The sequence below is a fragment of the Citrobacter sp. 172116965 genome, assembly GCF_013458095.1.
In the GTDB taxonomy this organism is placed as follows: Bacteria; Pseudomonadota; Gammaproteobacteria; order Enterobacterales; family Enterobacteriaceae; genus Citrobacter; species Citrobacter braakii.
Map to the genome: position 1 here is coordinate 1,797,437 of NZ_CP046673.1, position 22,395 is coordinate 1,819,831.

Sequence of the window (22,395 nt, forward strand, 5' to 3'; positions counted from 1 at the left end):
GGCATTTAACAAAGAGGTCTGCTATTAGAACTGGTAAACGATACCCACTGCAACGGTGTCGTCAGAGCCTACGCCCAGTTTGTTGTCAGAATCGATCTGGTTGATGATGTAATCAACATAGGTGGACATGTTTTTGTTGAAGTAGTAAGTCGCACCCACTTCGAAGTAGTTCACCAGATCTACGTCGCCGATTCCTTCGATGTCCTTACCTTTAGATTTGGTATAGGCGAGGGACGGACGCAGGCCGAAGTCGAACTGGTACTGAGCAACCAACAGGACGTCTTCAGTTTTGTTAGCATAACCGTTAGCGATACGGGTTGCGTTACGGGTTTCGCTGTAGTTCGCCGCCAGGTAGATGTTGTTAGCATCGTATTTCAAGCCGGTCGCCCACTGCTCAGCTTTGTCGCCGTGGCCGCGCAGAAGTGGGTTTTGCTGGGCATCGGTACGATCAGCTGCACCATACGCACCTACGATACCAAAACCTTCGAATTCGTAGCTAACAGAGCCGCCAACGCCATCACCGTTAGAGCGACGAACGTCATCACGCTCGTTTTTGCCCAGGTACTGAACAGCGAAGTTCAGGCCTTCAACCAAACCGAAGAAGTTAGAGTTACGGTAAGTTGCGAGACCGCCGTTACGCTGGGAGAAGAACTGGTCGGAAGCAGCAGTGTCACCACCGAATTCTGGCAGCATATCGGTGTAACCCAGTGCATCGTAAACGACGCCGTAGTTACGACCGTAATCGAAGGAGCCTGCATCACCGAATTTCAGACCGGCAAACGCCAGACGGGTTTTGTTGCCATTCTAAGCATCATCACCGCCTTCAGAGTTATTGCCGCTGAACTGGTATTCCCACTGGCCGTAACCGGTCAGTTGGTCGTTAATCTGAGTTTCCCCTTTGAAACCAAGACGGGCGTAAGTCTGATCGCCATTAGGTGCGTAGGCATTGTCACCGTTGTGCTTGGAAAAATAGTGCAGACCTACTGCTTTACCGTACAGGTCTACTTTGTTGCCATCTTTGTTATAGATTTCTGCAGCGTTAGCTGCCCCGGCTACCAGCAGAGCAGGGATAACCACTGCCAGAATATTGCGCTTCATCATTATTTATTACCCTCATCGGTTTTTATATGACACCTGCCACTGCCGCCAATAATTTCCGTCAATAAAAATTTACGGAACTATTGATGAGAGTTTGGTGTCTTTATGTGTCTGACAGGCATCTTTCCATTCAAACTATCGTTTCGCTACCGTCAAAGTGCTACAAATATAAAGATTTGGTTTCAAAAAGAAAAAGTGTGTAACAAAGTGTTATTTTTGTGCAACTTTGTGAACAACTTCAAATTTCAGATGTCCGTGCGCTAAAAATCACCACTTCTATTTCTATTTATATGATTTTCTTATATTTAATTTAGATAAACTCCTTTTTTCTCTGTTCTGCCATAAAGTTCATGGTTTACAGATGGCCATTTCTGGACGTCTGGAATGCCGTGCAAATGGTTAGAAAATGTACTATTTAATCAGAAAATGCTAATCCACAATAAAAATGCTGATTATTTTTTGTTCAAATATGTTGCGATGAAATATTACGTAACAGGAAGGGGGAAGGCGAAGGGTTGTGTTAAACGCGGGAGGGGGTTCCCAAAACGTGAAGCGGTGACAAAAAAAGCCAGCAATGCTGGCTTTTGTATCAAAAATGCAGAGTTAGAACGTGGCGTTACGCGGGGTACGCGGGAACGGAATAACGTCACGGACGTTCTGCACGCCGGTAACGTAAGCGATCAAACGCTCAAAGCCCAAACCGAAACCGGAATGTGGAACGGTACCGTAGCGACGCAGGTCGCGATACCACCAGTAATCTTCTTTGTTCAGACCCATTTCCAGCATACGGGCATCCAGTACGTCCAGACGCTCTTCACGCTGAGAACCACCGATGATTTCACCGATTCCTGGAGCCAGTACGTCCATTGCTGCAACGGTTTTACCGTCTTCGTTAAGGCGCATATAAAACGCTTTGATATCTTTCGGGTAGTTTTTAACGACGACCGGCGCTTTAAAGTGCTCTTCAGCAAGGTATCGTTCGTGCTCAGAAGACAGATCCACACCCCAGTAAACCGGGTTTTCGAACTGTTTGCCGCATTTTTCCAGAATGCTTACCGCGTCGGTGTAATCCACCTGCGCGAAGTCAGCCTCAATGAAACGTTCCAGGCGTGAAATCGCGTCTTTGTCGACACGTTCGGCGAAGAATTTCATATCATCCGCACGCTCAGCCAGTACGGCTTTGAACGCGTACTTCAGCATCGCTTCAGCCAGGCCTGCAACATCGTTCAGATCGGCGAAAGCCACTTCCGGTTCCAGCATCCAGAACTCTGCCAGGTGACGACTGGTATTAGAGTTTTCTGCACGGAACGTCGGGCCAAAGGTATAAATTTTGGACAGAGCACAGGCGTAGGTTTCGCCGTTTAGCTGACCGGAAACGGTCAGGAAGGCTTCTTTACCAAAGAAGTCTTTGTCGAAATCGACTTTGCCCTGATCGTTACGCGGCAGGTTTTCCAGATCCAGCGTAGACACGCGGAACATTTCACCGGCACCTTCCGTATCGGAAGCGGTGATCAGCGGAGTCGATACCCAAAAGAAACCCTGCTCGTGGAAGAAGCGATGCAGCGCTTGCGCCAGCGTATGACGTACACGCGCGACGGCACCAATCATGTTGGTACGTGGGCGCATGTGCGCCACTTCACGCAGATACTCAATGCTGTGACGCTTAGCCGCCATTGGATAGGTATCAGGATCTTCAACCCAGCCGGCTACTTCAACCTCAGTGGCCTGAATTTCAAAGCTCTGTCCTTGTCCAGGAGATGCAACGACTTTACCCGTTACGATAACTGAACAACCCGTCGTCAGGCGCAGTACGTCCTGATTGTAATTGGGCAGAGAATTATTGATGACGGCCTGTACAGGATCAAAGCAGGAACCGTCATAAACGGCGAGGAAGGAGATGCCAGCTTTTGAATCTCGGCGGGTACGCACCCATCCGCGCACGGTGACTTCGCTGTCAACGGCTACGCGGCCCTGGAGTACGTCGGCTACAGGCACAACGCTCATAATATTCTCTCTGTTAATAGTCGGATATATAAACACATGTCCACCCGTAATGGGGGGATACCTATGTTACCTGGCATCTGCAATCAGACAAGCAGAATTCGTAGCTGGAGTGAAAGATTTCGGAAATTAGCGTGAAAAGGGAGCCAAACTGGCTCCCTGGAAGGTTTAACTGGCTTTTTTAATATGCGGCAAATCGAAGGCTTTGCGTAGCGCGCGCACGAACGCTTTATCGTGGCAGATGGTTTTACCCGGGCTATCAGATAACTTCGCCACAGGTTTGCCGTTACATTCCACCAGCTTGATCACAATATTGAGCGGCTTAACCTGGGGAATATCACAGGTTAAACGTGTGCCAATACCAAAACTCAACTGCACACGAGAAGAGAAGTGGCGGTAGAGCTCAATCGCTTTTTTCAAATCGAGGTTATCTGAAAACACCAGCGTTTTGCTCAGCGGATCAATGCCCAGTTTTTGATAATGGGCGATGGCTTTTTCACCCCATTCCACCGGGTCGCCTGAGTCATGGCGTAAACCCTGATAGCGGGTTGCAAACTCGACGCCAAAGTCGCGTAAAAACGCATCCATGGTGATGCAATCGGTCAGCGCAATGCCGAGTTGGTCAGGATATTCATTTAACCAGGCGGCCAGGGCAACGCGCTGGCTGGTGGCAAGCTCAGGGCTGATTTGCTGATGAGCCTGGAACCACTCATGCGCCTGCGTGCCCATTGGGGTTAATGACAGGCGGCGGGCCAGATCGTAGTTACTGGTGCCGACAAACCAGGGCTCTCGCTGCAGGCGTTTAACAATAGCCTGCTGTACTTCACGTGAAAAACGACGACGCGTACCGAAATCCATCAGATGGAAGCGGGACATATCGACATCTTTCGTTAAAGCAGAGAATTCTACTAGTTTGCTTTCCAGCTCATCGAGTGCCTGCGGGACGCCTGATTCGGGCGAACGGTAGCGGTGTACCATCTCGCTGATAACCGCTAGCAGCGGGACTTCCCACATGATCACTTCACGCCACGGCCCGGTTAAGCGGATGTTCAGCTTACCGTTATCATTGGTGACGCAAACCTGTTCCGGGTTATAGCGGAAATCACGTAACCAGGTGAGGTAATCAGCTTTAAAGAAAGGCAGGCCGGAGAGCCACTGGTACTCGTCCTCCTGCAGTCGCAGGTGTTGCATAGCATTCACCTGCTCACGAATAGAATCGGCATAAATACCGAGCAGGTCATCGCCACGGCAACGAAATTCAGCCGCTACTTGTACATCATAGTAGTGGTGAAAAACGGCTTGCTGCATATGCAACTTATAAGCGTCTGTATCCAGCAGCGAGTGCAGAACAGGAGAAGCGAATTGTGTCATAGGTGCGCAGTAGCATCCTCTCACGGGAGCGTTTAGTACAATAAACAACTAAGAAAACCGCTGGAGTATACCTTGTTTAGCGATTTATTGAACCCCGATCACACCATAAGCTGTCTTTCTGGTCGAGGGCAATTCGTGCCGCGTGTTATAAAAATGTAGCAAAAAGGGTGTTTGTGCCTGAAAAGATGAACATTCTGCGTAGCGCGATTTACGCAACAGGAATAGACTGAAGCCGAGACTCTACCAAAGATGCTAAAGGTTTTTTATGACACAACAGCCACAAGCCAAATACCGTCACGACTATCGTGCGCCGGATTACCAGATTACTGATATTGACTTGACCTTTGACCTGGATGCTGAAAAAACCGTGGTCACCGCCGTGAGCCAGGCTGTCCGTCATGGAGCGTCCGATGCGCCCCTGCGCCTGAATGGCGAAGATCTGACCCTGGTGTCGATCCACGTGAACGACGAGCCGTGGGCAGAGTATAAAGAAGAAGAGGGCGCTCTGGTCATCAGTCAACTGCCGGAACGTTTTACGCTGCGTATCGTGAATGAAATTAGCCCGGCGGCCAATACCGCGCTGGAAGGACTGTACAAGTCCGGCGACGCGCTGTGCACCCAGTGTGAAGCGGAAGGGTTCCGCCATATTACCTGGTATCTCGACAGGCCGGATGTCCTGGCGCGTTTTACCACCAAAATTATCGCCGATAAAACCCAATATCCGTTCCTGCTCTCCAATGGTAACCGCGTGGCGCAGGGGGAACTGGAAAATGGTCGTCACTGGGTACAGTGGCAGGATCCGTTCCCGAAACCGTGTTATCTGTTTGCGCTGGTAGCCGGTGATTTCGACGTCCTGCGCGACACCTTTACCACCCGTTCCGGGCGTGAAGTGGCGCTGGAACTGTACGTCGATCGCGGCAACCTGGACCGCGCGCCGTGGGCGATGACCTCGCTGAAAAACTCCATGAAATGGGATGAAGAGCGCTTTGGCCTCGAATATGACCTCGACATTTATATGATTGTCGCGGTCGATTTCTTCAACATGGGGGCGATGGAGAATAAAGGTCTGAACATCTTTAACTCCAAATATGTGCTGGCACGTACCGATACCGCCACCGACAAAGACTACCTCGATATTGAGCGCGTCATCGGTCACGAATATTTCCACAACTGGACCGGCAACCGCGTGACCTGTCGCGACTGGTTCCAGTTGAGCCTGAAAGAGGGGCTAACCGTGTTTCGCGATCAGGAGTTCAGTTCCGATCTCGGCTCACGCGCGGTAAACCGGATCAGCAATGTGCGCACCATGCGCGGCCTGCAGTTTGCCGAAGATGCCAGCCCAATGGCGCATCCTATCCGTCCGGATATGGTTATTGAAATGAACAACTTCTATACCCTGACCGTGTACGAAAAGGGCGCTGAAGTTATTCGTATGATCCACACCCTGCTCGGTGAGGCTAACTTCCAGAAAGGGATGCAGTTGTACTTTGAGCGTCATGACGGCAGCGCTGCAACCTGTGATGATTTCGTGCAGGCGATGGAAGATGCGTCCAACGTCGATCTATCGCATTTCCGCCGCTGGTACAGTCAGTCCGGTACGCCGATTCTGACCGTGCGTGATGACTACAATCCATCCACTGAGCAGTACACGCTGACTATCAGCCAGCGCACGCCGGCCACGCCGGATCAGGCCGAAAAACAGCCGCTGCATATTCCTTTCGCCCTCGAGTTGTATGACAACGAAGGGAAAGTGATCCCGCTGCAAAAAGGCGGGCACCCGGTGAATTCCGTACTCAATGTCACCCAGGCTGAGCAGACGTTTGTCTTTGATAATGTCTACTTCCAGCCGGTTCCGGCACTGCTGTGCGAATTCTCCGCACCGGTAAAACTGGAATACAAATGGAGCGATCAGCAGCTGACTTTCCTGATGCGTCATGCGCGTAACGATTTCTCTCGTTGGGATGCGGCGCAAAGCTTGCTGGCGACCTATATTAAGCTCAACGTAGCCCGCCATCAGCAGGGACAGCCGCTGTCGCTGCCGGTACACGTGGCCGATGCATTCCGGGCGATTTTGCTGGATGAGAAAATCGATCCGGCACTGGCGGCAGAGATTCTGACGCTGCCTTCGGTGAATGAAATTGCTGAACTGTTCGACATCATCGATCCGGTGGCGATAACGGAAGTACGTGAAGCGTTAACTCGCACGCTGGCGGCCGAACTGGCGGATGAATTCCTCGCCATCTATAACGCTAACCATCTTGATGAGTACCGCGTTGAACATGCCGATATTGGCAAGCGTACGCTACGTAATGCCTGCCTGCGTTTCCTGGCCTTTGGCGAAACCCATCTGGCCGACACGCTGGTCAGCAAGCAGTACCGTGAAGCAAACAATATGACCGATGCGCTGGCGGCGCTGTCCGCGGCAGTCGCGGCGCAACTGCCTTGCCGCGACACGCTAATGCAGGAGTATGACGATAAGTGGCATCATGACGGTCTGGTGATGGACAAATGGTTTATCCTGCAATCCACCAGCCCGGCGAGAAACGTGCTGGAAACGGTACGTGGCTTACTGAAGCACCGTTCCTTCAGTATGAGTAACCCGAACCGAATCCGATCTCTGATTGGCGCCTTTGCGGGCAGCAACCCGGCGGCATTCCATGCGGAAGATGGCAGCGGCTATCAGTTCCTGGTCGACATGCTGACTGAACTCAATAGCCGTAACCCGCAGGTGGCGTCACGTCTGATTGAGCCGCTGATTCGCTTAAAACGGTATGATGCAAAACGTCAGACGCAGATGCGCGCGGCGCTGGAACAGTTGAAAGGTCTGGAGAATCTCTCCGGCGATCTGTTCGAGAAGGTAACCAAAGCGTTAGCCTGAAACGTTGACCTGTCGTTTTGTAAGCCGGATTAGGCGGTAACGCCGCTATCCGGCAAAAGGCCCGGTGGCGCTTGCGCTTACTGGGCCTGATTTTTCTGAATGCTTATCCATGCCGGCGGATCAGCTGTTCCGTTTCGCTACGCTGCATTACCCGGTTCAACACTTCTGCTTCCAGCTCTGCCAGACGCACCGAACCAATCCGGCGTGGTCGCGCAATATCCACCGTTAAATCCAGTCCGATTATTCCATCTTCAATAAGCAACACGCGATCGGCCATTGCCACCGCTTCACTGACGTCATGGGTGACCAGCAGTACGGTAAAGCCGTGCTCTTGCCATAAAGAGACAATCAGCTCCTGCATTTCAATGCGGGTTAAGGCATCCAGCGCACCGAGGGGTTCATCGAGCAGCAGCAGACCGGGACGATGAATTAATGCCCGCGCCAGGGCCACGCGCTGTTTTTGTCCACCGGACAGGGCAGCAGGCCATTCCTGAGCACGATTCTCCAGCCCAACTGCGGCCAGCGCGTCCCGGGCCGCATCGCGCCAGTGACCTTTCAGACCCAGACCCACATTATCGATAACAGTCTTCCAGGGTAGCAGACGCGCATCCTGAAACATCATTCGCGTATCCTCCTGAATTTCTGCCAGCGGGGTGGTTCCGGCAAGTAATGCACCTGAGGTGGGAGACTCCAGCCCAGCCAGCAGACGCAGCAACGTGCTTTTACCTCCTCCGCTGCGGCCAACCACGGCAACAAACTGTCCGGCCTGAATGTGCAAATCTAACTGATTGAGCACCGTATTGGCGGCGTATTGTTTCGTCACGGCACTCAGTAAAAGCGGCGTGCCTTGGTTCAGGCGAGCGGTATTCATACGGTAGCCTCCTTCACATGGTAAGCCGGGTTCCAGCGCAGCCAGATCCGCTCCAGCCATTGGGCGCTGACGTCGGCAAGTTTGCCGAGCAGGGCGTAGAGAATAATGGCCACCACGACCACATCGGTTTGCAGAAATTCGCGGGCGTTCATTGCCAGGTAACCAATGCCGGCATTGGCTGAAATGGTTTCCGCGACAATAAGCGTCAACCACATCAGCCCGAGAGCAAAACGCACGCCAACCATAATCGAGGGCAGGGCGCCGGGGAGGATCACATGAATAAATAGTGAAAAACCAGACAGCCCATAGCTGCGAGCCATCTCTACCAGACCGCGATCGATATTGCGGATCCCATGCCAGGTGTTGATGTAAATCGGAAAAAGCGTGCCCAGCGCGACGAGAAAGATCTTGGCGGATTCATCAATGCCGAACCACAAAATCACCAGTGGGATCAGCGCCAGATGCGGCACGTTACGCAGCATCTGCACCGAAGTATCCAGCAGGCGTTCTCCCCACCGCGAAAGACCGCTAATCAGTCCCAGCGTCAGGCCAATCGATCCGCCGATGGAGAAGCCTACCAGCGCGCGCCAGGAGCTGATCGCCAGATGCTGCCAAAGCTCGCCGCTGGCGGAAAGCGTCCAGAAGGCTTCGACAACGCCCTCCGGAGAGGGCAGGATGCGGGTGGACAACCAGCCCATTGATGATGCGAGCTGCCAGAGCGCGACCAACCCAACCGGTAAAAACCAGGGTGCGAGGCGCAGTAACCACCTGTTTTTCGGCGTTGCCATCAGCAGGCTCCTTAGCTTTGCGCGATTTTGCGTGGGATAAATTCGTTTGCCACCGCTTCGCCTTGTTGATGCTGGCGCTGCGGCTGCGGAATTTCTGGTATAGCGACATCCAGATGTGGGAACAGCAGCTCGCCAACCTTGTATGCCTCTTCCAGATGTGGATACCCGGACAACACAAAACTGTCGATTCCCAGTGCGGCATACTCGTTGATACGCGCCGCGACCGTCGGACCATCTCCGACCAGCGCGGTACCCGCGCCACCGCGCACCAGTCCTACTCCTGCCCACAGGTTCGGGCTGATTTCCAGTTTGTCGCGTTTACCGTTGTGCAGTGCAGCCATTCGCTGCTGACCAACCGAATCCGTTCTTGAGAAGGCGGCCTGGGCTTTGGCAATGGTGTCGTCATCCAGATGGGCTATCAGACGATCCGCTGCCTGCCACGCCTCTTGCGTTGTCTCCCGGACGATCACATGCAGACGAATACCAAAGCGGATCTTGCGCCCGAGCGCCGCCGCTTTGGCCCGCACCTGTTCAATCTTCTCTTTCACCTGTTCAGGCGGCTCGCCCCAGGTCAGATAGAGATCAACCTGCTCGGCAGCAAGATCTTGTGCAACATCAGACGAACCGCCGAAATAAAGCGGTGGCCGGGGTTGTTGTACAGGAGGGAAAAACAGTTTCGCGCCGCGGACATGAATGTGTTTGCCGTTGAAATCCACGGTTTCACCTTGCAGCAAACGCCGCCAGACCTGAGTGAATTCAGCAGAGGCTTTATAGCGCTCGGTGTGATCAAGGAACACGCCGTCACCCGCCAGCTCTTGTGGATCGCTGCCGGTTACCAGGTTGAACAACGCCCGGCCGTTAGAGAGTCTGTCGAGCGTCGCGGCCTGGCGGGCGGCGACCGTCGGCGAGGTTACGCTTGGACGAAGCGCGACCAGAAACTTTAATCGCTGGGTGACTGGGATCATCGACGCTGCGACCAGCCAGGCATCTTCACAGGAGCGACCGGTTGGGATCAGAACGCCAGTAAATCCCAGACGATCGGCTGTTTGCGCAATTTGTTGCAAATAACCGTGATCGACCGGGCGCGAACCTTCTTCCGTTCCCAGATAATGACCGTCACCGTGGGTGGGTAAAAACCAGAACATGTTCAGACTCATAATTTTTCTCCTGCCTGCTGAGTGGGTTGCCAGATACGCTGGCGAATATCGATTTTTTTCGGCACCAGACGGTTGTCATAAAACAGATCGGCGGTTTGTTGTTGTAGGGCGGCAACAGAGGCGCTGACGGGCGTAATGGTGGTTGGCGGACGGTGATCCAGATAAGACGCAATTACCGGCTCGGGCAGGCCCATGGTTTTAGCCAGCAGAGTAATGCTTTGCTGGCGTTGGCTGAGAGTTAACGCATCCGCCTGGCTAAAGGTATCCAGTACGCCAAGAACAAAAGCGCTATTTTTTTCGGCATAAGGACGTGCAGCGAGATAAAACGAACCGGTCTGCTTGAGGTCTGAGCCGTCTTTCAGCACGCGCACATCACCTTGCAGTAATGCGGCCGAATAGTAGGGATCCCAGATAGCCCACGCATCGACGTTTCCTTGCTGGAAGGCCGCTCGCGCATCGGCGGGGGTCAGATAAGTCGGTTGAATATCGGTAAATTTCAACCCTGCCTGTTGCAGCGCCCGGAGCAGTAAATTGTGGGCGCTGGAACCTTTCTGGAAGGCGACTTTATGCCCTTTGAGCTGCGCAACGCTCTGGATCGGGCTATTTTTCGGCACCAGAATCACTTCGGCTTTCGGTTTGGGCGGTTCGACGCCCACATAAACCAGATCGGCTCCGGCGGCCTGGGCGAAAATTGGCGGAATGTCACCGGTACTGCCGAGATCGATACTGCCGATATTGAGTGCTTCCAACATTTGCGGTCCAGCCGGGAACTCAATCCACGAGATTTTGGTCTGTGGGTAACGTTTCTCCAGTAGCTGATGACTTTTTGCCAGCACCATGCTGACGCTTCCTTTCTGGTAGCCAATGCGCAGGGCATCTGGAGCCGATTCTGCGGCATGCGCCAAGGATGACAGGGACAGCAGCCCGGTTAATGCCAGCCATGGGGTGTGACGCTTGAGCAGATTAAGCATGGGCGGCACCTCGCAGGGCATTCAGTTGCGGGAGTTGGAGATCGCGACGATGCAACGCCAGCCAGAAAGTGTCGAGCGCACTGTCCAGGCGCTGCTGCAGGTTGGGCGTAAACTGCGGTTTATGCTGATAATCGATGACCTGTGAATCATCGGCAAACACGCCGTGCAGGATCTCCTGAGCCTTTAACGCGCTCAGCACCGGTTTCAGCGCGTAATCGACGGCCAGTAAATGCGCCACACTGCCGCCAGTCGCCAGCGGCAAAACCACTTTTCCTTCCAGCGCCCGCTCGGGGAGCAGATCGAGCAGCGTTTTCAGTGCGCCAGAGTAAGCGGCTTTGTAGACCGGCGTTGCGACAATCAGCCCGTCAGCATCCTGCAGTTGTTCGATAAATGTTTTCAGCGCCGGACTGTCAAAACGGGCATAGATCAGGTCTTCCGGGGCAAAGTTGTGCAGGTTCCAGTGAAAGACTTCGACATCCTGGCCGTTCAATTTTTCTCGGGCATATTCCAGCAACGCGCTGGAGCGAGAGGGAAAGCGTGGGCTTCCCGCCAGAGTGATGACGCGCATAATTTTATTCTCCCCTTATAACCAATTGTTTGCTTTTGATTAACATTGATAACAATTTGTGCAGTCTGGCAGAGAGACTTTCTTTATCGAAATGATTTATACGGGATAGAAAAGTTGAAAAATGAATAAAAAGGAGGAAGCAGGAAAACGATTGCTATTTATTGCCGCAGGTCAATTCCCTTTTTGCTCGCGATCGCACATAATACGCCCCCGGTTTGCACACCGGGAATCCAGGAGAGTTCATGTACTACCCCTTCGTTCGTAAAGCCCTTTTCCAGCTCGATCCAGAGCGCGCTCATGAATTGACATTCCAGCAATTACGTCGCATTACCGGCACGCCGCTCGAAGCGCTTGTCCGCCAGAAAGTACCCGCAAAACCGGTTACCTGTATGGGGCTGACGTTTAAAAATCCACTCGGGCTTGCTGCCGGACTGGATAAAGACGGGGAGTGCATTGATGCGCTCGGCGCGATGGGATTTGGTTCCATTGAGATTGGTACCGTGACGCCGCGTCCTCAGCCGGGTAATGATAAACCACGTCTGTTTCGTCTGGTCGATGCAGAAGGTTTGATCAACCGCATGGGGTTTAATAACCTGGGGGTTGATAACCTGGTTGAGAACGTCAAAAAATCGCATTTTGACGGTATTCTGGGGATTAATATTGGTAAGAATAAAGATACTCCGGTAGAGAACGGCAAAGATGACTATCTGATTTGTATGGAAAAAGTCTATGCTTATGCTGGTTATATCGCGATTAATATCTCTTCACCGAATACGCCGGGATTACGTACGCTGCAATATGGTGAGGCGCTGGATGATCTTCTGACGGCAATTAAAAATAAGCAAAATGATCTGCAAGCGATCCACCATAAATATGTTCCAGTGGCGGTTAAGATCGCCCCGGATCTTTCTGTGGAAGAACTGATCCAGGTTGCTGACAGTTTAGTTCGTCATAATATTGATGGCGTAATTGCGACTAACACCACTCTCGATCGTTCTCTCGTTCAGGGAATGAAAAATTGCGATCAAATGGGCGGCCTCAGCGGTCGACCGTTACAATTAAAAAGTACAGAAATTATTCGCCAGTTGTCTCAGGAATTAAAAGGTCAGCTGCCGATTATTGGGGTTGGTGGTATCGACTCAGTAATCGCCGCGCGTGAGAAAATAGCTGCCGGTGCTTCTTTGGTACAGATTTATTCGGGCTTTATTTTTAAAGGCCCACCGTTGATTAAAGAAATCGTCACCAATATCTGAATGCTACCTTAATCACAATCCAGGGCTTTATTTCTGGCCCTGGTTGTTTTATATTCCTTTACTGTTGCTTATTTAAACATTCTGAGCTTTTATTATTAAGGCAATAAACGAAGCGGCAAAAGGATACTGTCGTAATGGTGATGATTAAGGAAAGGAGAGAAACTGATGCGAATTAAACCCGACGATAACTGGCGCTGGTATTATGATGAAGAGCACGATCGTATGATGCTCGATTTAGCCAATGGCATGTTATTCCGTTCGCGTTTTGCTCGTAAAATGCTCACTCCGGATGCATTTTCTCCGTCGGGTTTTTGTGTTGATGACGCCGCGCTTTATTTTTCCTTTGAAGAAAAATGTCGCTACCTGGATTTAGCCAAAGAGCAAAAGGCGGAACTGGTGCTTAATGCGCTGGTAGCGATTCGTTACCTTAAACCGCAAATGCCAAAAAGCTGGCACTTTGTCGCACACGGTATTAACTGGTCGCCAGTCGTGGGGGATGCTGCTTGTGTGGATTTAAGCGATACCGATGAACAGGTAAACCTGTTAGTGGTTGAACCGGGTGAAAATGCCGCGCTTTGTCTGCTTGCGCAACCTGGTGTGGTTATTGCCGGGCGCACAATGCAGCTTGGCGACGCGATTAAAATAATGAATGACCGACTGAAACCGCAGGTTATTGCCGACAGTTTCAGCCTTGAACAGGCGGTTTAACTCTCCAGCCTGATTGTCGTTTTGGGAACACAACTGCAGCACAGAATCGTCCCGTCATCCCCAATCGCTGATTTTTTCAGCGGACTAACTTCGCCTTCCAACAGTCGAATTCGACAGCATCCGCAAATTCCTGCCCGGCATGAATAGGGCACCCTGATACCCTGGTTTTCCAGCTGTTCAAGCAATACCTGCTGATTATTTCCGCGAAAGGTCTGGCCCTGCCAGTCAATAAGTACCGTGGCATCGGGTTGTTGTTCCTGTGCGGTATCGTCTGGCTCCGCCGCACCGTAAGCTCTGGCGGGACCGGTTGCCAAAATCTCTACCTCATCGCCGACGCGAATAACGCCACTGTTGCGTGCGATAAGATTCTGGCCGAAATCAACGTCGCCGTTATCCACCGCTGTCCGGAAGGTTTGCAGCGTGGCGAGCGGCTCGCCAGACGGATGTTTCTGGCCTTTTTCTGGACTAACGGTAGTGAAAATGCAGCGGCTACAGGGTTTTGCCACATCAAAAATGACGTCGCCAATGCGAATCACTTTCCAGGTGTCTTCTGCCCAGGCATCAGCCCCCGAAACCACCAGATTGGGGCGAAACTGTTCCATTTTGACGCTTGCCGGACAGCGATGTTGCACATCGCGCAGAGATGCTTCGTTGGCCAGCAGGTAGGGATAACCATCGGCAAAGGACAAAGGAACATCAGCGTGGCGCTTCACCCGGCGTGTCAGTTGCGGACCCACCCAGCGCAACTGCACGTCACGGGAGAAAAAGCCGCTCAGCCACAGGTTGATAGCCGCTGGCGCAATACGCGCGGTAAAATGGTTTCCCCACACTTCAGTCGGCGCATCCTGGGTGGCGAAGTCTGCGAATCGCACGAGCGCGCTGCTGCCGTCTGGAGCCGTGAGATGAAGTCCATCGTGGAAAGGGGAAGGGGTAAAGCGGACCATTTGCGGGAACTGTCGGGCGGTAATGAACGTCCCGTCGGGTTCGGTAATCATAAATATACGATCCAAGGCGAGACCGCTCACGTCTGCCAGGGCGTGCGTGAGTCCAATTCCACGCATTGATTTAACCGGATGAATAAAAAGTCGGGTCAACGTTACCACTGCACAGCCCCTTGAACGAAAATAAGCCTTCAACTTTATGACATACAGCCCATATTAGCTATAATGCGCAGCAATTTTCTAGGAGTAAAAGTGACATTATGAATTCTCTGTTTGCCAGTACGGCCCGCGGGCTGGAAGAGCTGTTAAAAACTGAACTGGAAAACCTCGGCGCGCTGGAGTGTCAGGTCGTTCAGGGTGGGGTCCATTTTAAGGGCGACACGCGGCTTGTTTACCAGAGCCTGATGTGGAGCCGCCTGGCCTCGCGCATTATCCTGCCGATGGGAGAGTGCAAGGTCTACAGCGATCTTGATCTGTACCTCGGCGTTCAGGCAATCGACTGGACAGAGATATTTAATCCTGGTGCTACGTTTGCCGTCCATTTTAGCGGCCTGAACGAGACCATTCGTAACAGCCAGTATGGCGCGCTGAAGGTCAAGGATGCGATCGTCGATGCCTTTACCCGCAAAAATCTGCCGCGTCCGAATGTGGATCGTGAATCTCCGGATCTGCGTATCAACGTCTGGTTGAACAAAGATACCGCCAGCATTGCACTTGATCTGAGCGGTGACGGTTTGCATCAGCGCGGTTATCGCGATCGCGCGGGTCAGGCGCCGATTAAAGAGACGCTGGCCGCCGCTATTGTTATGCGTTCTGGCTGGCAGCCGGGCACACCGTTACTTGATCCGATGTGCGGCTCCGGCACGCTGCTGATTGAAGCGGCGATGTGGGCAACCGATCGCGCGCCGGGCCTGCACCGCGGGTACTGGGGCTTTAGCGGTTGGGCACAGCACGATGAAGCCGTCTGGCAAGAGGTTAAAGCCGAAGCTCAGGTGCGTGCGCGTAAGGGGCTTGCTGACTATACTTCGCACTTCTATGGCTCCGACAGCGATGCGCGCGTGATTGAAAAAGCGCGTAGTAACGCCCGCCGCGCAGGTATTGCCGATCTGATGACATTTGACGTTAAAGATGTCGCCAAACTGAGTAATCCACTGCCGAAGGGACCGTATGGTACGGTGATCAGTAACCCGCCCTACGGCGAACGTCTGGATAGCGAACCGGCGCTGATTGCCCTGCATAGCTTGCTGGGCCGTACGATGAAAAACCAGTTTGGCGGCTGGAATTTGTCGCTGTTCAGCGCCTCTCCGGATTTGCTCAGCAGCCTGCAATTACGTGCTGACAAGCAGTTCAAAGCGAAAAACGGTCCGCTGGATTGCGTACAGAAAAACTATCACGTTGCAGAGACTACTGCGGACAGCAAGCCAGCCACGGTCGCGGAAGATTATGCCAACCGCCTGCGCAAGAATATCAAGAAGCTGGAAAAATGGGCGCGTCAGGAAGGAATTGAATGCTATCGCCTGTATGATGCTGACCTGCCGGAATACAACGTGGCAGTGGACCGTTACGGTGAGTGGGTCGTGGTTCAGGAATACGCTCCGCCGAAGACGGTCGATGCGCAAAAAGCACGTCAACGTCTGTTCGATATCATTGCCGCAACGCTGTCGGTCCTGGAAATCGCGCCAAATAAACTGGTGCTGAAAACCCGTGAGCGCCAGAAAGGGAAGAACCAGTATCAGAAGATGAATGAGAAGGGTGAATTCATTGAGGTAAGCGAGTACAACGCGCGCCTGTGGGTCAACCTGACAGACTATCTTGATACCGGTTTGTTCCTCGATCACCGTATTGCGCGCCGCATGCTGGGCCAGATGAGTAAAGGTAAGGATTTCCTTAACCTGTTCTCCTACACCGGCAGTGCCAGCGTTCATGCCGGACTGGGCGGTGCGCGTAGCACCACGACAGTTGATATGTCGCGTACCTACCTGGAGTGGGCTGAGCGTAACCTGCGCTTGAACGGCCTGAGTGGTCGCGCTCACCGTTTAATTCAAGCCGATTGCCTGGGCTGGCTGCGCGATGCCAATGAACAGTTTGATCTGATTTTCATCGATCCGCCGACGTTCTCTAACTCAAAACGTATGGAAGACTCTTTTGATGTACAGCGCGATCATCTGGCGCTGATGAAAGATCTGAAACGTCTGCTGCGTAAAGACGGTACGATCATGTTCTCCAACAACAAGCGTGGGTTCCGTATGGATCTCGACGGTCTGGCTGAACTGGGATTAAAAGCACAAGAAATCACCCAAAAAACGCTTTCCCAGGATTTTGCCCGTAACCGTCAGATCCACAATTGCTGGCTGATTACCGCAGCCTGAAAGGATAAATAAATGTCATTGATCAGTATGCATGGTGCATGGCTGTCGTTCAGCGATGCGCCGCTTCTTGATAATGCAGAACTGCATATCGAAGATAACGAACGCGTCTGTCTGGTTGGCCGTAATGGCGCAGGTAAGTCGACGCTGATGAAGATCCTCAACCGTGAACAGGGTCTTGACGACGGGCGTATTATTTATGAGCAGGACCTGGTTGTGGCGCGTCTGCAGCAGGATCCGCCGCGTAATGTTGAGGGCAGCGTCTATGACTTCGTTGCTGAAGGTATTGAGGAACAGGCTGAATATCTGAAGCGTTATCACGATATTTCGCGCCTGGTGATGACCGATCCCAGCGACAGAAACCTGAATGAAATGGCGCGGGTTCAGGAAATGCTCGATCACCATAATCTGTGGCAGCTCGAAAGCCGCATTAATGAAGTGCTGGCGCAACTGGGACTGGATCCTAACGCCGCGCTTTCTTCGCTTTCGGGCGGCTGGCTGCGTAAGGCGGCGCTGGGCCGCGCGTTAGTGAGCAACCCGCGCGTACTGCTGCTGGATGAACCAACTAACCACCTGGATATTGAAACTATCGACTGGCTGGAAGGGTTCCTGAAATCCTTCAATGGGACAATTATTTTCATTTCCCACGACCGTTCATTTATTCGCAATATGGCGACGCGTATTGTCGATCTCGACCGCGGCAAGCTGGTGACCTATCCGGGGAACTACGATCAGTATCTGCTGGATAAAGAAGAAGCGCTGCGGGTGGAAGATCTCCAAAATGCGGAATTTGATCGCAAGCTGGCTCAGGAAGAAGTCTGGATCCGTCAGGGCATCAAAGCGCGTCGTACCCGTAATGAAGGCCGCGTGCGGGCGCTGAAAGCCATGCGTCGCGAGCGTGGCGAACGTCGCGAAGTGATGGGCACGGCGAAGATGCAGGTCGAAGAGGCGAGCCGCTCTGGCAAGATTGTCTTCGAAATGGAGAATGTTGATTACCAGGTTGATGGAAAGCAATTGGTAAAAGATTTCTCCGCGCAGGTGCAACGTAGCGACAAGATTGCGCTAATTGGACCTAACGGCTGCGGTAAAACAACGCTGCTGAAGCTAATGTTAGGTCAGCTTCAGGCTGATAGCGGACGCATTCACGTCGGCACGAAGCTGGAAGTGGCGTATTTCGATCAGCACCGCGCCGAACTGGATCCGGATAAAACCGTGATGGACAACCTTGCTGAGGGTAAGCAAGAGGTGCTGGTTAACGGTAAACCTCGCCATGTGCTGGGCTATCTCCAGGATTTCCTGTTCCATCCGAAACGGGCGATGACGCCAGTACGTGCGCTCTCTGGTGGGGAACGTAATCGCCTACTGCTGGCGCGTCTTTTTCTCAAACCCAGTAATCTTTTGATTCTCGATGAACCAACGAACGATCTGGACGTCGAAACGCTGGAACTGCTTGAAGAGCTGATTGATAGCTACCAGGGCACCGTGCTGCTGGTGAGCCACGACCGTCAGTTTGTGGATAATACCGTAACCGAATGCTGGATCTTCGAAGGCGGTGGTAAAATTGGTCGTTATGTCGGCGGTTATCATGATGCCCGCAGCCAGCAATCGCAGTATGTGGCGTTTAAACAGCCTGTTGCGAAAAAAACAGAGGAAACCGTTGCTCCTAAAGCAGAAATTGTCAAACGCAGCACGAGCAAACTAAGCTATAAACTGCAGCGCGAACTGGAGCTGCTCCCCGCGCTGCTTGAAGAACTGGAAGCTAAACTGGAAGCATTACAAGCTCAGGTAGCTGACGCCGCTTTTTTCAGTCAGCCGCATGAGCAAACGCAACAGGTATTAGCTAATCTGAACGAAGCTGAACAAGAACTTGAGCAAGCCTTTGAGCGCTGGGAGTATCTTGAGTCTTTGAAGAACGGCGCATAATTTAAAGGAGCACATATGTGCGAACATCACCATGCCGCGAAGCATATTCTGTGCTCGCAGTGTGACATGCTGGTGGCGTTACCTCGCCTTGAGCATGGTCAGAAAGCGGCATGTCCACGATGTGGCACTACGTTAACGGTTGAGTGGGACGCGCCACGGCAGCGTCCTACCGCCTATGTGTTAGCAGCATTATTTATGCTGCTTTTGTCAAACCTCTTTCCCTTTGTGAATATGAATGTTGCGGGGGTGAGCAGCGAAGTGACGCTGCTGCAAATCCCCAGCGTTCTCTTTTCGGAAGATTACGCCAGCCTCGGTACCTTCTTTATCTTATTCGTTCAGTTGGTTCCCGCTTTTTGCTTGTTGACCATTTTGCTGTTGGTGAATCGGGTTCATATGCCTGAGCGGCTTAAAACATGGCTGGCGCGTATTTTGTTTCAGTTAAAAAGCTGGGGAATGGCAGAAATTTTCCTCGCGGGCGTGCTGGTGAGCTTTGTTAAGCTGATGGCCTACGGCGATATCGGCGTGGGCAGCAGCTTCATCCCGTGGTGCATGTTTTGTATGCTCCAGTTGCGGGCTTTCCAGTGTGTGGATCGCCGTTGGCTGTGGGATGATATTGCCCCTATGCCAGCCATTAAGCAGGAATTAAAGCCTGGTGTGCCCGGCATCCGACAAGGATTGCGTTCCTGTTCCTGCTGCACCGCTATTCTTCCTGCAGACGAGCTGGTATGCCCACGCTGTCAGACGAAAGGTTATGTGCGACGTAAAAACAGTCTGCAATGGACATTGGCATTACTGTTTACGTCGATCATGCTTTATCTTCCTGCCAATATTCTGCCGATCATGATCACCGATCTGCTCGGGTCAAGGCTGCCTTCAACGATACTCGAGGGCGTGGTTTTAATCTGGAGCGAAGGCTCTTACCCGGTGGCTGCGGTTATCTTTATCGCCAGTATTATGGTGCCGACGTTGAAAATGATCGCCATTGCCTGGCTGTGTTGGGATGCCAAAGGGCACGGCAAACGCGACAGTGAACGAATGCATTTAATTTACGAGGTTGTAGAATTTGTCGGTCGCTGGTCAATGATCGACGTTTTTGTAATTGCCGTACTCTCTGCGCTGGTGCGCATGGGAGGGTTAATGAACATTTATCCTGCAATGGGTGCTTTGATGTTTGCTTTAGTCGTCATTATGACAATGTTTTCTGCGATGACATTTGATCCCCGTCTGTCGTGGGACCGTGAACCAGATCATGAGGAGTCCTGACAGCATGGAATCTAAAAGTGGGGAAGCCAAAGTGCAAAAGGTAAAAAACTGGTCGCCCGTGTGGATATTCCCTATAGTCACTGCCCTCATTGGCGCGTGGGTCCTGTTTTATCACTACAGTCATCAGGGGCCACAAGTCACGCTGATTACCACCAATGCCGAAGGTATTGAAGGGGGCAAAACGACGATTAAGAGCCGCAGCGTGGATGTCGGTATCGTCGAGAGCGCAACCCTGACTGATGATTTGACCCATGTGGAAATTAAAGCTCGTCTTAACTCCGGAATGGAAAAGCTGCTGCATAAAGATTCTGTCTTTTGGGTGGTGAAGCCGCAGGTTGGGCGTGAAGGTATCAGTGGGCTCGGCACGCTATTGTCCGGGGCTTATATTGAACTGCAGCCTGGCAATAAAGGCAGCAAGCTGGAAAATTACCAACTGCTGGATTCACCGCCGCTGGCGCCGCCAGATGCGAAAGGGATCCGTGTGATTCTGGACAGCAAAAAAGCCGGTCAGCTGAGCCCGGGCGACCCGGTTCTGTTCCGTGGTTATCGTGTAGGTTCGGTTGAAACCAGCACATTTGATGCGCAAAAGCGTACGATTAGCTATCAGCTATTTATCAATGCGCCTAACGATCGTCTGGTGACCAGCAATGTGCGTTTCTGGAAGGACAGTGGGATCGCCGTGGATCTTACTTCGGCAGGTATGCGCGTGGAAATGGGCTCTCTCTCCACGCTGTTTGGCGGTGGCGTAAGTTTTGATGTGCCAGAAGGGCTGGAACAAGGCGAACCGGTCGCACAACAGTCTGCGTTTAATCTCTATGACGACCAAAAAAGTATTCAGGATTCACTGTATACCGATCATATTGATTACCTGATGTTCTTTAAAGATTCAATTCGTGGCCTGCAGCCTGGCGCGCCACTGGAATTCCGTGGCATCCGTTTGGGTACGGTAAGCAAAGTACCTTTCTTCTCACCGAATATGCGTCAGGTCTTCAACAATGATTACCGCATTCCGGTGCTGGTACGTATCGAACCAGAACGTCTGAAGGCACAGCTGGGAGAAGATACTGATGTTGGCGCTCATCTGGCAGAATTGCTTAAACGCGGCTTACGGGCATCGCTGAAAACCGGGAACCTGGTGACTGGCGCTCTGTATGTCGATCTCGACTTCTACCCGAAAGAACCGCCGATTACCGGTGTGCGCGAATTTAACGGTTATCAAATTATTCCGACCGTGAGCGGTGGTCTGGCGCAGATCCAGCAGCGACTGATGGAAGCGCTGGATAAGATTAACAATCTGCCGTTGAACCCGATGATTGAGCAGGCGACCAATACGTTGTCGGAAAGCCAGCGTACGATGAAGCATCTGCAAACCACGCTGGACAACATGAATAAGATCACGTCCAGTCAGTCGATGCAGGATCTTCCGGCGGATATGCAGAACACGCTGCGCGAACTGAACCGTAGTATGCAGGGCTTCCAGCCGGGGTCTGCCGCATACAACAAGATGGTGGCGGATATGCAGCGTCTTGATCAGGTGCTGCGAGAACTGCAACCGGTACTGAAAACGTTGAACGATAAGAGCAATGCGCTGGTATTTGAAGCGAAGGACAAAAAAGATCCAGAGCCGAAGAGGGCGAAACAATGAAAAAGTGGCTAGTGGCGATGATGGCGGTCTGGCTGACGTCATGCAGCTCCAGCGGAGAAAATAAAAGCTATTACCAGCTTCCTATCGCGCAAGGGGGCATACAGAGCTCAGCTAACCAGGGTAACCGTCTGCTGTGGGTTGAACAGATTGCGGTCCCGGACTATCTGGCGGGTAATGGGGTGGTTTACCAGACCAGCGATGTGCAATATGTGATAGCGAATAATAATCTCTGGGCCAGCCCCTTAGATCAGCAATTGCGCAATACCCTGGTTACGAACCTCAGTATGCAGTTGCCTGGCTGGGTTGTCGCTTCGCAGCCGCTGGGAAGCACTCAGGACACGTTGAACGTTACCGTGACCGGCTTCCACGGTCGGTACGATGGTAAGGTCATCGTGAGCGGTGAATGGCTGCTGAATCACCAGGGGCAGTTGATCAAGCGTCCATTCCACATCGAAGCTGTACAGACTAAAGACGGCTACGATGAGATGGTGAAGGTTCTGGCCAACGCCTGGAGCCAGGAAGCGACGGCAATGGCTCAGGAGCTGAAACGCATCCCTTAAGCTTAAATAATTGTAAATTATGCCGCCCCTGGT

The 22,395-nt window shown here is 52.4% G+C and carries 16 protein-coding genes and 1 pseudogene; 8 read left to right on the forward strand and 9 right to left on the reverse strand.

All coding sequences use genetic code 11. The features are described 5' to 3' along the window. Nucleotides 1–24: 24 nt before the first annotated feature. From ompF to pncB, 3 genes and pseudogenes are all read right to left on the reverse strand, one after another. Nucleotides 25–1,101 (reverse strand): annotated as a pseudogene (ompF, locus tag GPJ68_RS08475) (porin OmpF). 600 nt (nt 1,102–1,701) lie between these two features. Then, nucleotides 1,702–3,102 carry an asparagine--tRNA ligase gene (asnS, locus tag GPJ68_RS08480; RefSeq protein ID WP_016152464.1) on the reverse strand — a complete coding sequence of 467 codons (1,401 nt, stop codon included), beginning with the start codon at nt 3,100–3,102 and terminating at the stop codon, nt 1,702–1,704. Between the two features lie 165 nt (nt 3,103–3,267). Then, complete coding sequence (gene pncB, locus GPJ68_RS08485) at nt 3,268–4,470, reverse strand: nicotinate phosphoribosyltransferase (protein WP_047414144.1); 1,203 nt, start codon at nt 4,468–4,470, stop codon at nt 3,268–3,270. A gap of 265 nt (nt 4,471–4,735) precedes the next feature. Between pncB and pepN the strand changes: the two genes are divergently transcribed. Continuing rightward, a complete protein-coding gene (gene pepN, locus GPJ68_RS08490; RefSeq protein ID WP_016152466.1) occupies nt 4,736–7,348 on the forward strand; it encodes an aminopeptidase N in 2,613 nt (870 codons plus the stop codon). 103 nt (nt 7,349–7,451) lie between these two features. Here pepN and ssuB read toward each other — a convergent pair whose 3' ends face one another. Genes ssuB through ssuE form a run of 5 tightly spaced genes read right to left on the reverse strand, consistent with a single transcriptional unit; the run spans nt 7,452 to nt 11,703 of the window. After that, nucleotides 7,452–8,219: an aliphatic sulfonates ABC transporter ATP-binding protein gene (ssuB, locus tag GPJ68_RS08495; RefSeq protein ID WP_104651583.1), complete on the reverse strand. Its 768-nt coding sequence runs from the start codon at nt 8,217–8,219 to the stop codon at nt 7,452–7,454. Continuing rightward, entirely contained in the window at nt 8,216–9,007 is a 792-nt protein-coding gene (ssuC, locus tag GPJ68_RS08500) for an aliphatic sulfonate ABC transporter permease SsuC (RefSeq protein ID WP_016156130.1), read from the reverse strand. The genes ssuB and ssuC overlap by 4 nt, the downstream gene beginning before the upstream one ends. Nucleotides 9,008–9,018: 11 nt before the next feature. Then, nucleotides 9,019–10,164 (reverse strand): FMNH2-dependent alkanesulfonate monooxygenase, encoded by a 1,146-nt coding sequence (ssuD, locus tag GPJ68_RS08505; RefSeq protein ID WP_104651584.1) that lies wholly within the window; start codon nt 10,162–10,164, stop codon nt 9,019–9,021. Continuing rightward, the gene (locus GPJ68_RS08510) at nt 10,161–11,135 is read right to left on the reverse strand and encodes a sulfonate ABC transporter substrate-binding protein (RefSeq protein ID WP_016156132.1); all 975 of its coding nucleotides are present in this window, start codon (nt 11,133–11,135) and stop codon (nt 10,161–10,163) included. The genes ssuD and GPJ68_RS08510 overlap by 4 nt, the downstream gene beginning before the upstream one ends. After that, nucleotides 11,128–11,703, reverse strand: a complete 576-nt coding sequence (gene ssuE / locus GPJ68_RS08515; protein ID WP_016152471.1) for an NADPH-dependent FMN reductase — start codon at nt 11,701–11,703, stop codon at nt 11,128–11,130. Before ssuE ends, GPJ68_RS08510 begins: the two co-directional genes overlap by 8 nt. Nucleotides 11,704–11,945: 242 nt before the next feature. On the opposite strand from ssuE, the gene pyrD reads away from it, so the two are divergent. Together pyrD and zapC are read left to right on the forward strand one after the other, a co-directional pair. Beyond that, nucleotides 11,946–12,956 carry a quinone-dependent dihydroorotate dehydrogenase gene (gene pyrD, locus GPJ68_RS08520; protein ID WP_016152472.1) on the forward strand — a complete coding sequence of 337 codons (1,011 nt, stop codon included), beginning with the start codon at nt 11,946–11,948 and terminating at the stop codon, nt 12,954–12,956. A 165-nt stretch (nt 12,957–13,121) separates the two neighbouring features. Then, complete coding sequence (zapC, locus tag GPJ68_RS08525; protein ID WP_016152473.1) at nt 13,122–13,664, forward strand: cell division protein ZapC; 543 nt, start codon at nt 13,122–13,124, stop codon at nt 13,662–13,664. On the opposite strand, the gene GPJ68_RS08530 is transcribed toward zapC, so the two are convergent. Continuing rightward, complete coding sequence (locus tag GPJ68_RS08530; protein ID WP_104651586.1) at nt 13,661–14,767, reverse strand: YcbX family protein; 1,107 nt, start codon at nt 14,765–14,767, stop codon at nt 13,661–13,663. The genes zapC and GPJ68_RS08530 overlap by 4 nt on opposite strands. 98 nt (nt 14,768–14,865) lie before the next feature. Here GPJ68_RS08530 and rlmKL point away from each other — a divergent pair, with 98 nt between their 5' ends. Genes rlmKL through pqiC form a run of 5 tightly spaced genes read left to right on the forward strand, consistent with a single transcriptional unit; the run spans nt 14,866 to nt 22,362 of the window. After that, complete coding sequence (gene rlmKL, locus GPJ68_RS08535; protein ID WP_016152475.1) at nt 14,866–16,974, forward strand: bifunctional 23S rRNA (guanine(2069)-N(7))-methyltransferase RlmK/23S rRNA (guanine(2445)-N(2))-methyltransferase RlmL; 2,109 nt, start codon at nt 14,866–14,868, stop codon at nt 16,972–16,974. 12 nt (nt 16,975–16,986) lie between these two features. After that, a complete protein-coding gene (locus tag GPJ68_RS08540; RefSeq protein ID WP_016152476.1) occupies nt 16,987–18,894 on the forward strand; it encodes an ABC transporter ATP-binding protein in 1,908 nt (635 codons plus the stop codon). Nucleotides 18,895–18,909: 15 nt separating this feature from the next. Further along, nucleotides 18,910–20,157, forward strand: coding sequence for a membrane integrity-associated transporter subunit PqiA (pqiA, locus tag GPJ68_RS08545; RefSeq protein ID WP_180837237.1), 1,248 nt, complete (start codon nt 18,910–18,912; stop codon nt 20,155–20,157). Between the two features lie 4 nt (nt 20,158–20,161). Further along, the gene (pqiB, locus tag GPJ68_RS08550) at nt 20,162–21,802 is read left to right on the forward strand and encodes an intermembrane transport protein PqiB (RefSeq protein ID WP_003836843.1); all 1,641 of its coding nucleotides are present in this window, start codon (nt 20,162–20,164) and stop codon (nt 21,800–21,802) included. Next, nucleotides 21,799–22,362 (forward strand): membrane integrity-associated transporter subunit PqiC, encoded by a 564-nt coding sequence (gene pqiC / locus GPJ68_RS08555; protein ID WP_180837239.1) that lies wholly within the window; start codon nt 21,799–21,801, stop codon nt 22,360–22,362. The genes pqiB and pqiC overlap by 4 nt, the downstream gene beginning before the upstream one ends. Nucleotides 22,363–22,395 lie beyond the last annotated feature (33 nt).

Coding starts and splice junctions, on each gene's coding strand:
- asnS (WP_016152464.1), bottom strand. CDS start 3,102: ATGAGCGTTGTGCCTGTAGCCGACGTACTCCAGGGCCGCGTAGCCGTT.
- pncB (WP_047414144.1), bottom strand. CDS start 4,470: ATGACACAATTCGCTTCTCCTGTTCTGCACTCGCTGCTGGATACAGAC.
- pepN (WP_016152466.1), top strand. CDS start 4,736: ATGACACAACAGCCACAAGCCAAATACCGTCACGACTATCGTGCGCCG.
- ssuB (WP_104651583.1), bottom strand. CDS start 8,219: ATGAATACCGCTCGCCTGAACCAAGGCACGCCGCTTTTACTGAGTGCC.
- ssuC (WP_016156130.1), bottom strand. CDS start 9,007: ATGGCAACGCCGAAAAACAGGTGGTTACTGCGCCTCGCACCCTGGTTT.
- ssuD (WP_104651584.1), bottom strand. CDS start 10,164: ATGAGTCTGAACATGTTCTGGTTTTTACCCACCCACGGTGACGGTCAT.
- GPJ68_RS08510 (WP_016156132.1), bottom strand. CDS start 11,135: ATGCTTAATCTGCTCAAGCGTCACACCCCATGGCTGGCATTAACCGGG.
- ssuE (WP_016152471.1), bottom strand. CDS start 11,703: ATGCGCGTCATCACTCTGGCGGGAAGCCCACGCTTTCCCTCTCGCTCC.
- pyrD (WP_016152472.1), top strand. CDS start 11,946: ATGTACTACCCCTTCGTTCGTAAAGCCCTTTTCCAGCTCGATCCAGAG.
- zapC (WP_016152473.1), top strand. CDS start 13,122: ATGCGAATTAAACCCGACGATAACTGGCGCTGGTATTATGATGAAGAG.
- rlmKL (WP_016152475.1), top strand. CDS start 14,866: ATGAATTCTCTGTTTGCCAGTACGGCCCGCGGGCTGGAAGAGCTGTTA.
- GPJ68_RS08540 (WP_016152476.1), top strand. CDS start 16,987: ATGTCATTGATCAGTATGCATGGTGCATGGCTGTCGTTCAGCGATGCG.
- pqiA (WP_180837237.1), top strand. CDS start 18,910: ATGTGCGAACATCACCATGCCGCGAAGCATATTCTGTGCTCGCAGTGT.
- pqiB (WP_003836843.1), top strand. CDS start 20,162: ATGGAATCTAAAAGTGGGGAAGCCAAAGTGCAAAAGGTAAAAAACTGG.
- pqiC (WP_180837239.1), top strand. CDS start 21,799: ATGAAAAAGTGGCTAGTGGCGATGATGGCGGTCTGGCTGACGTCATGC.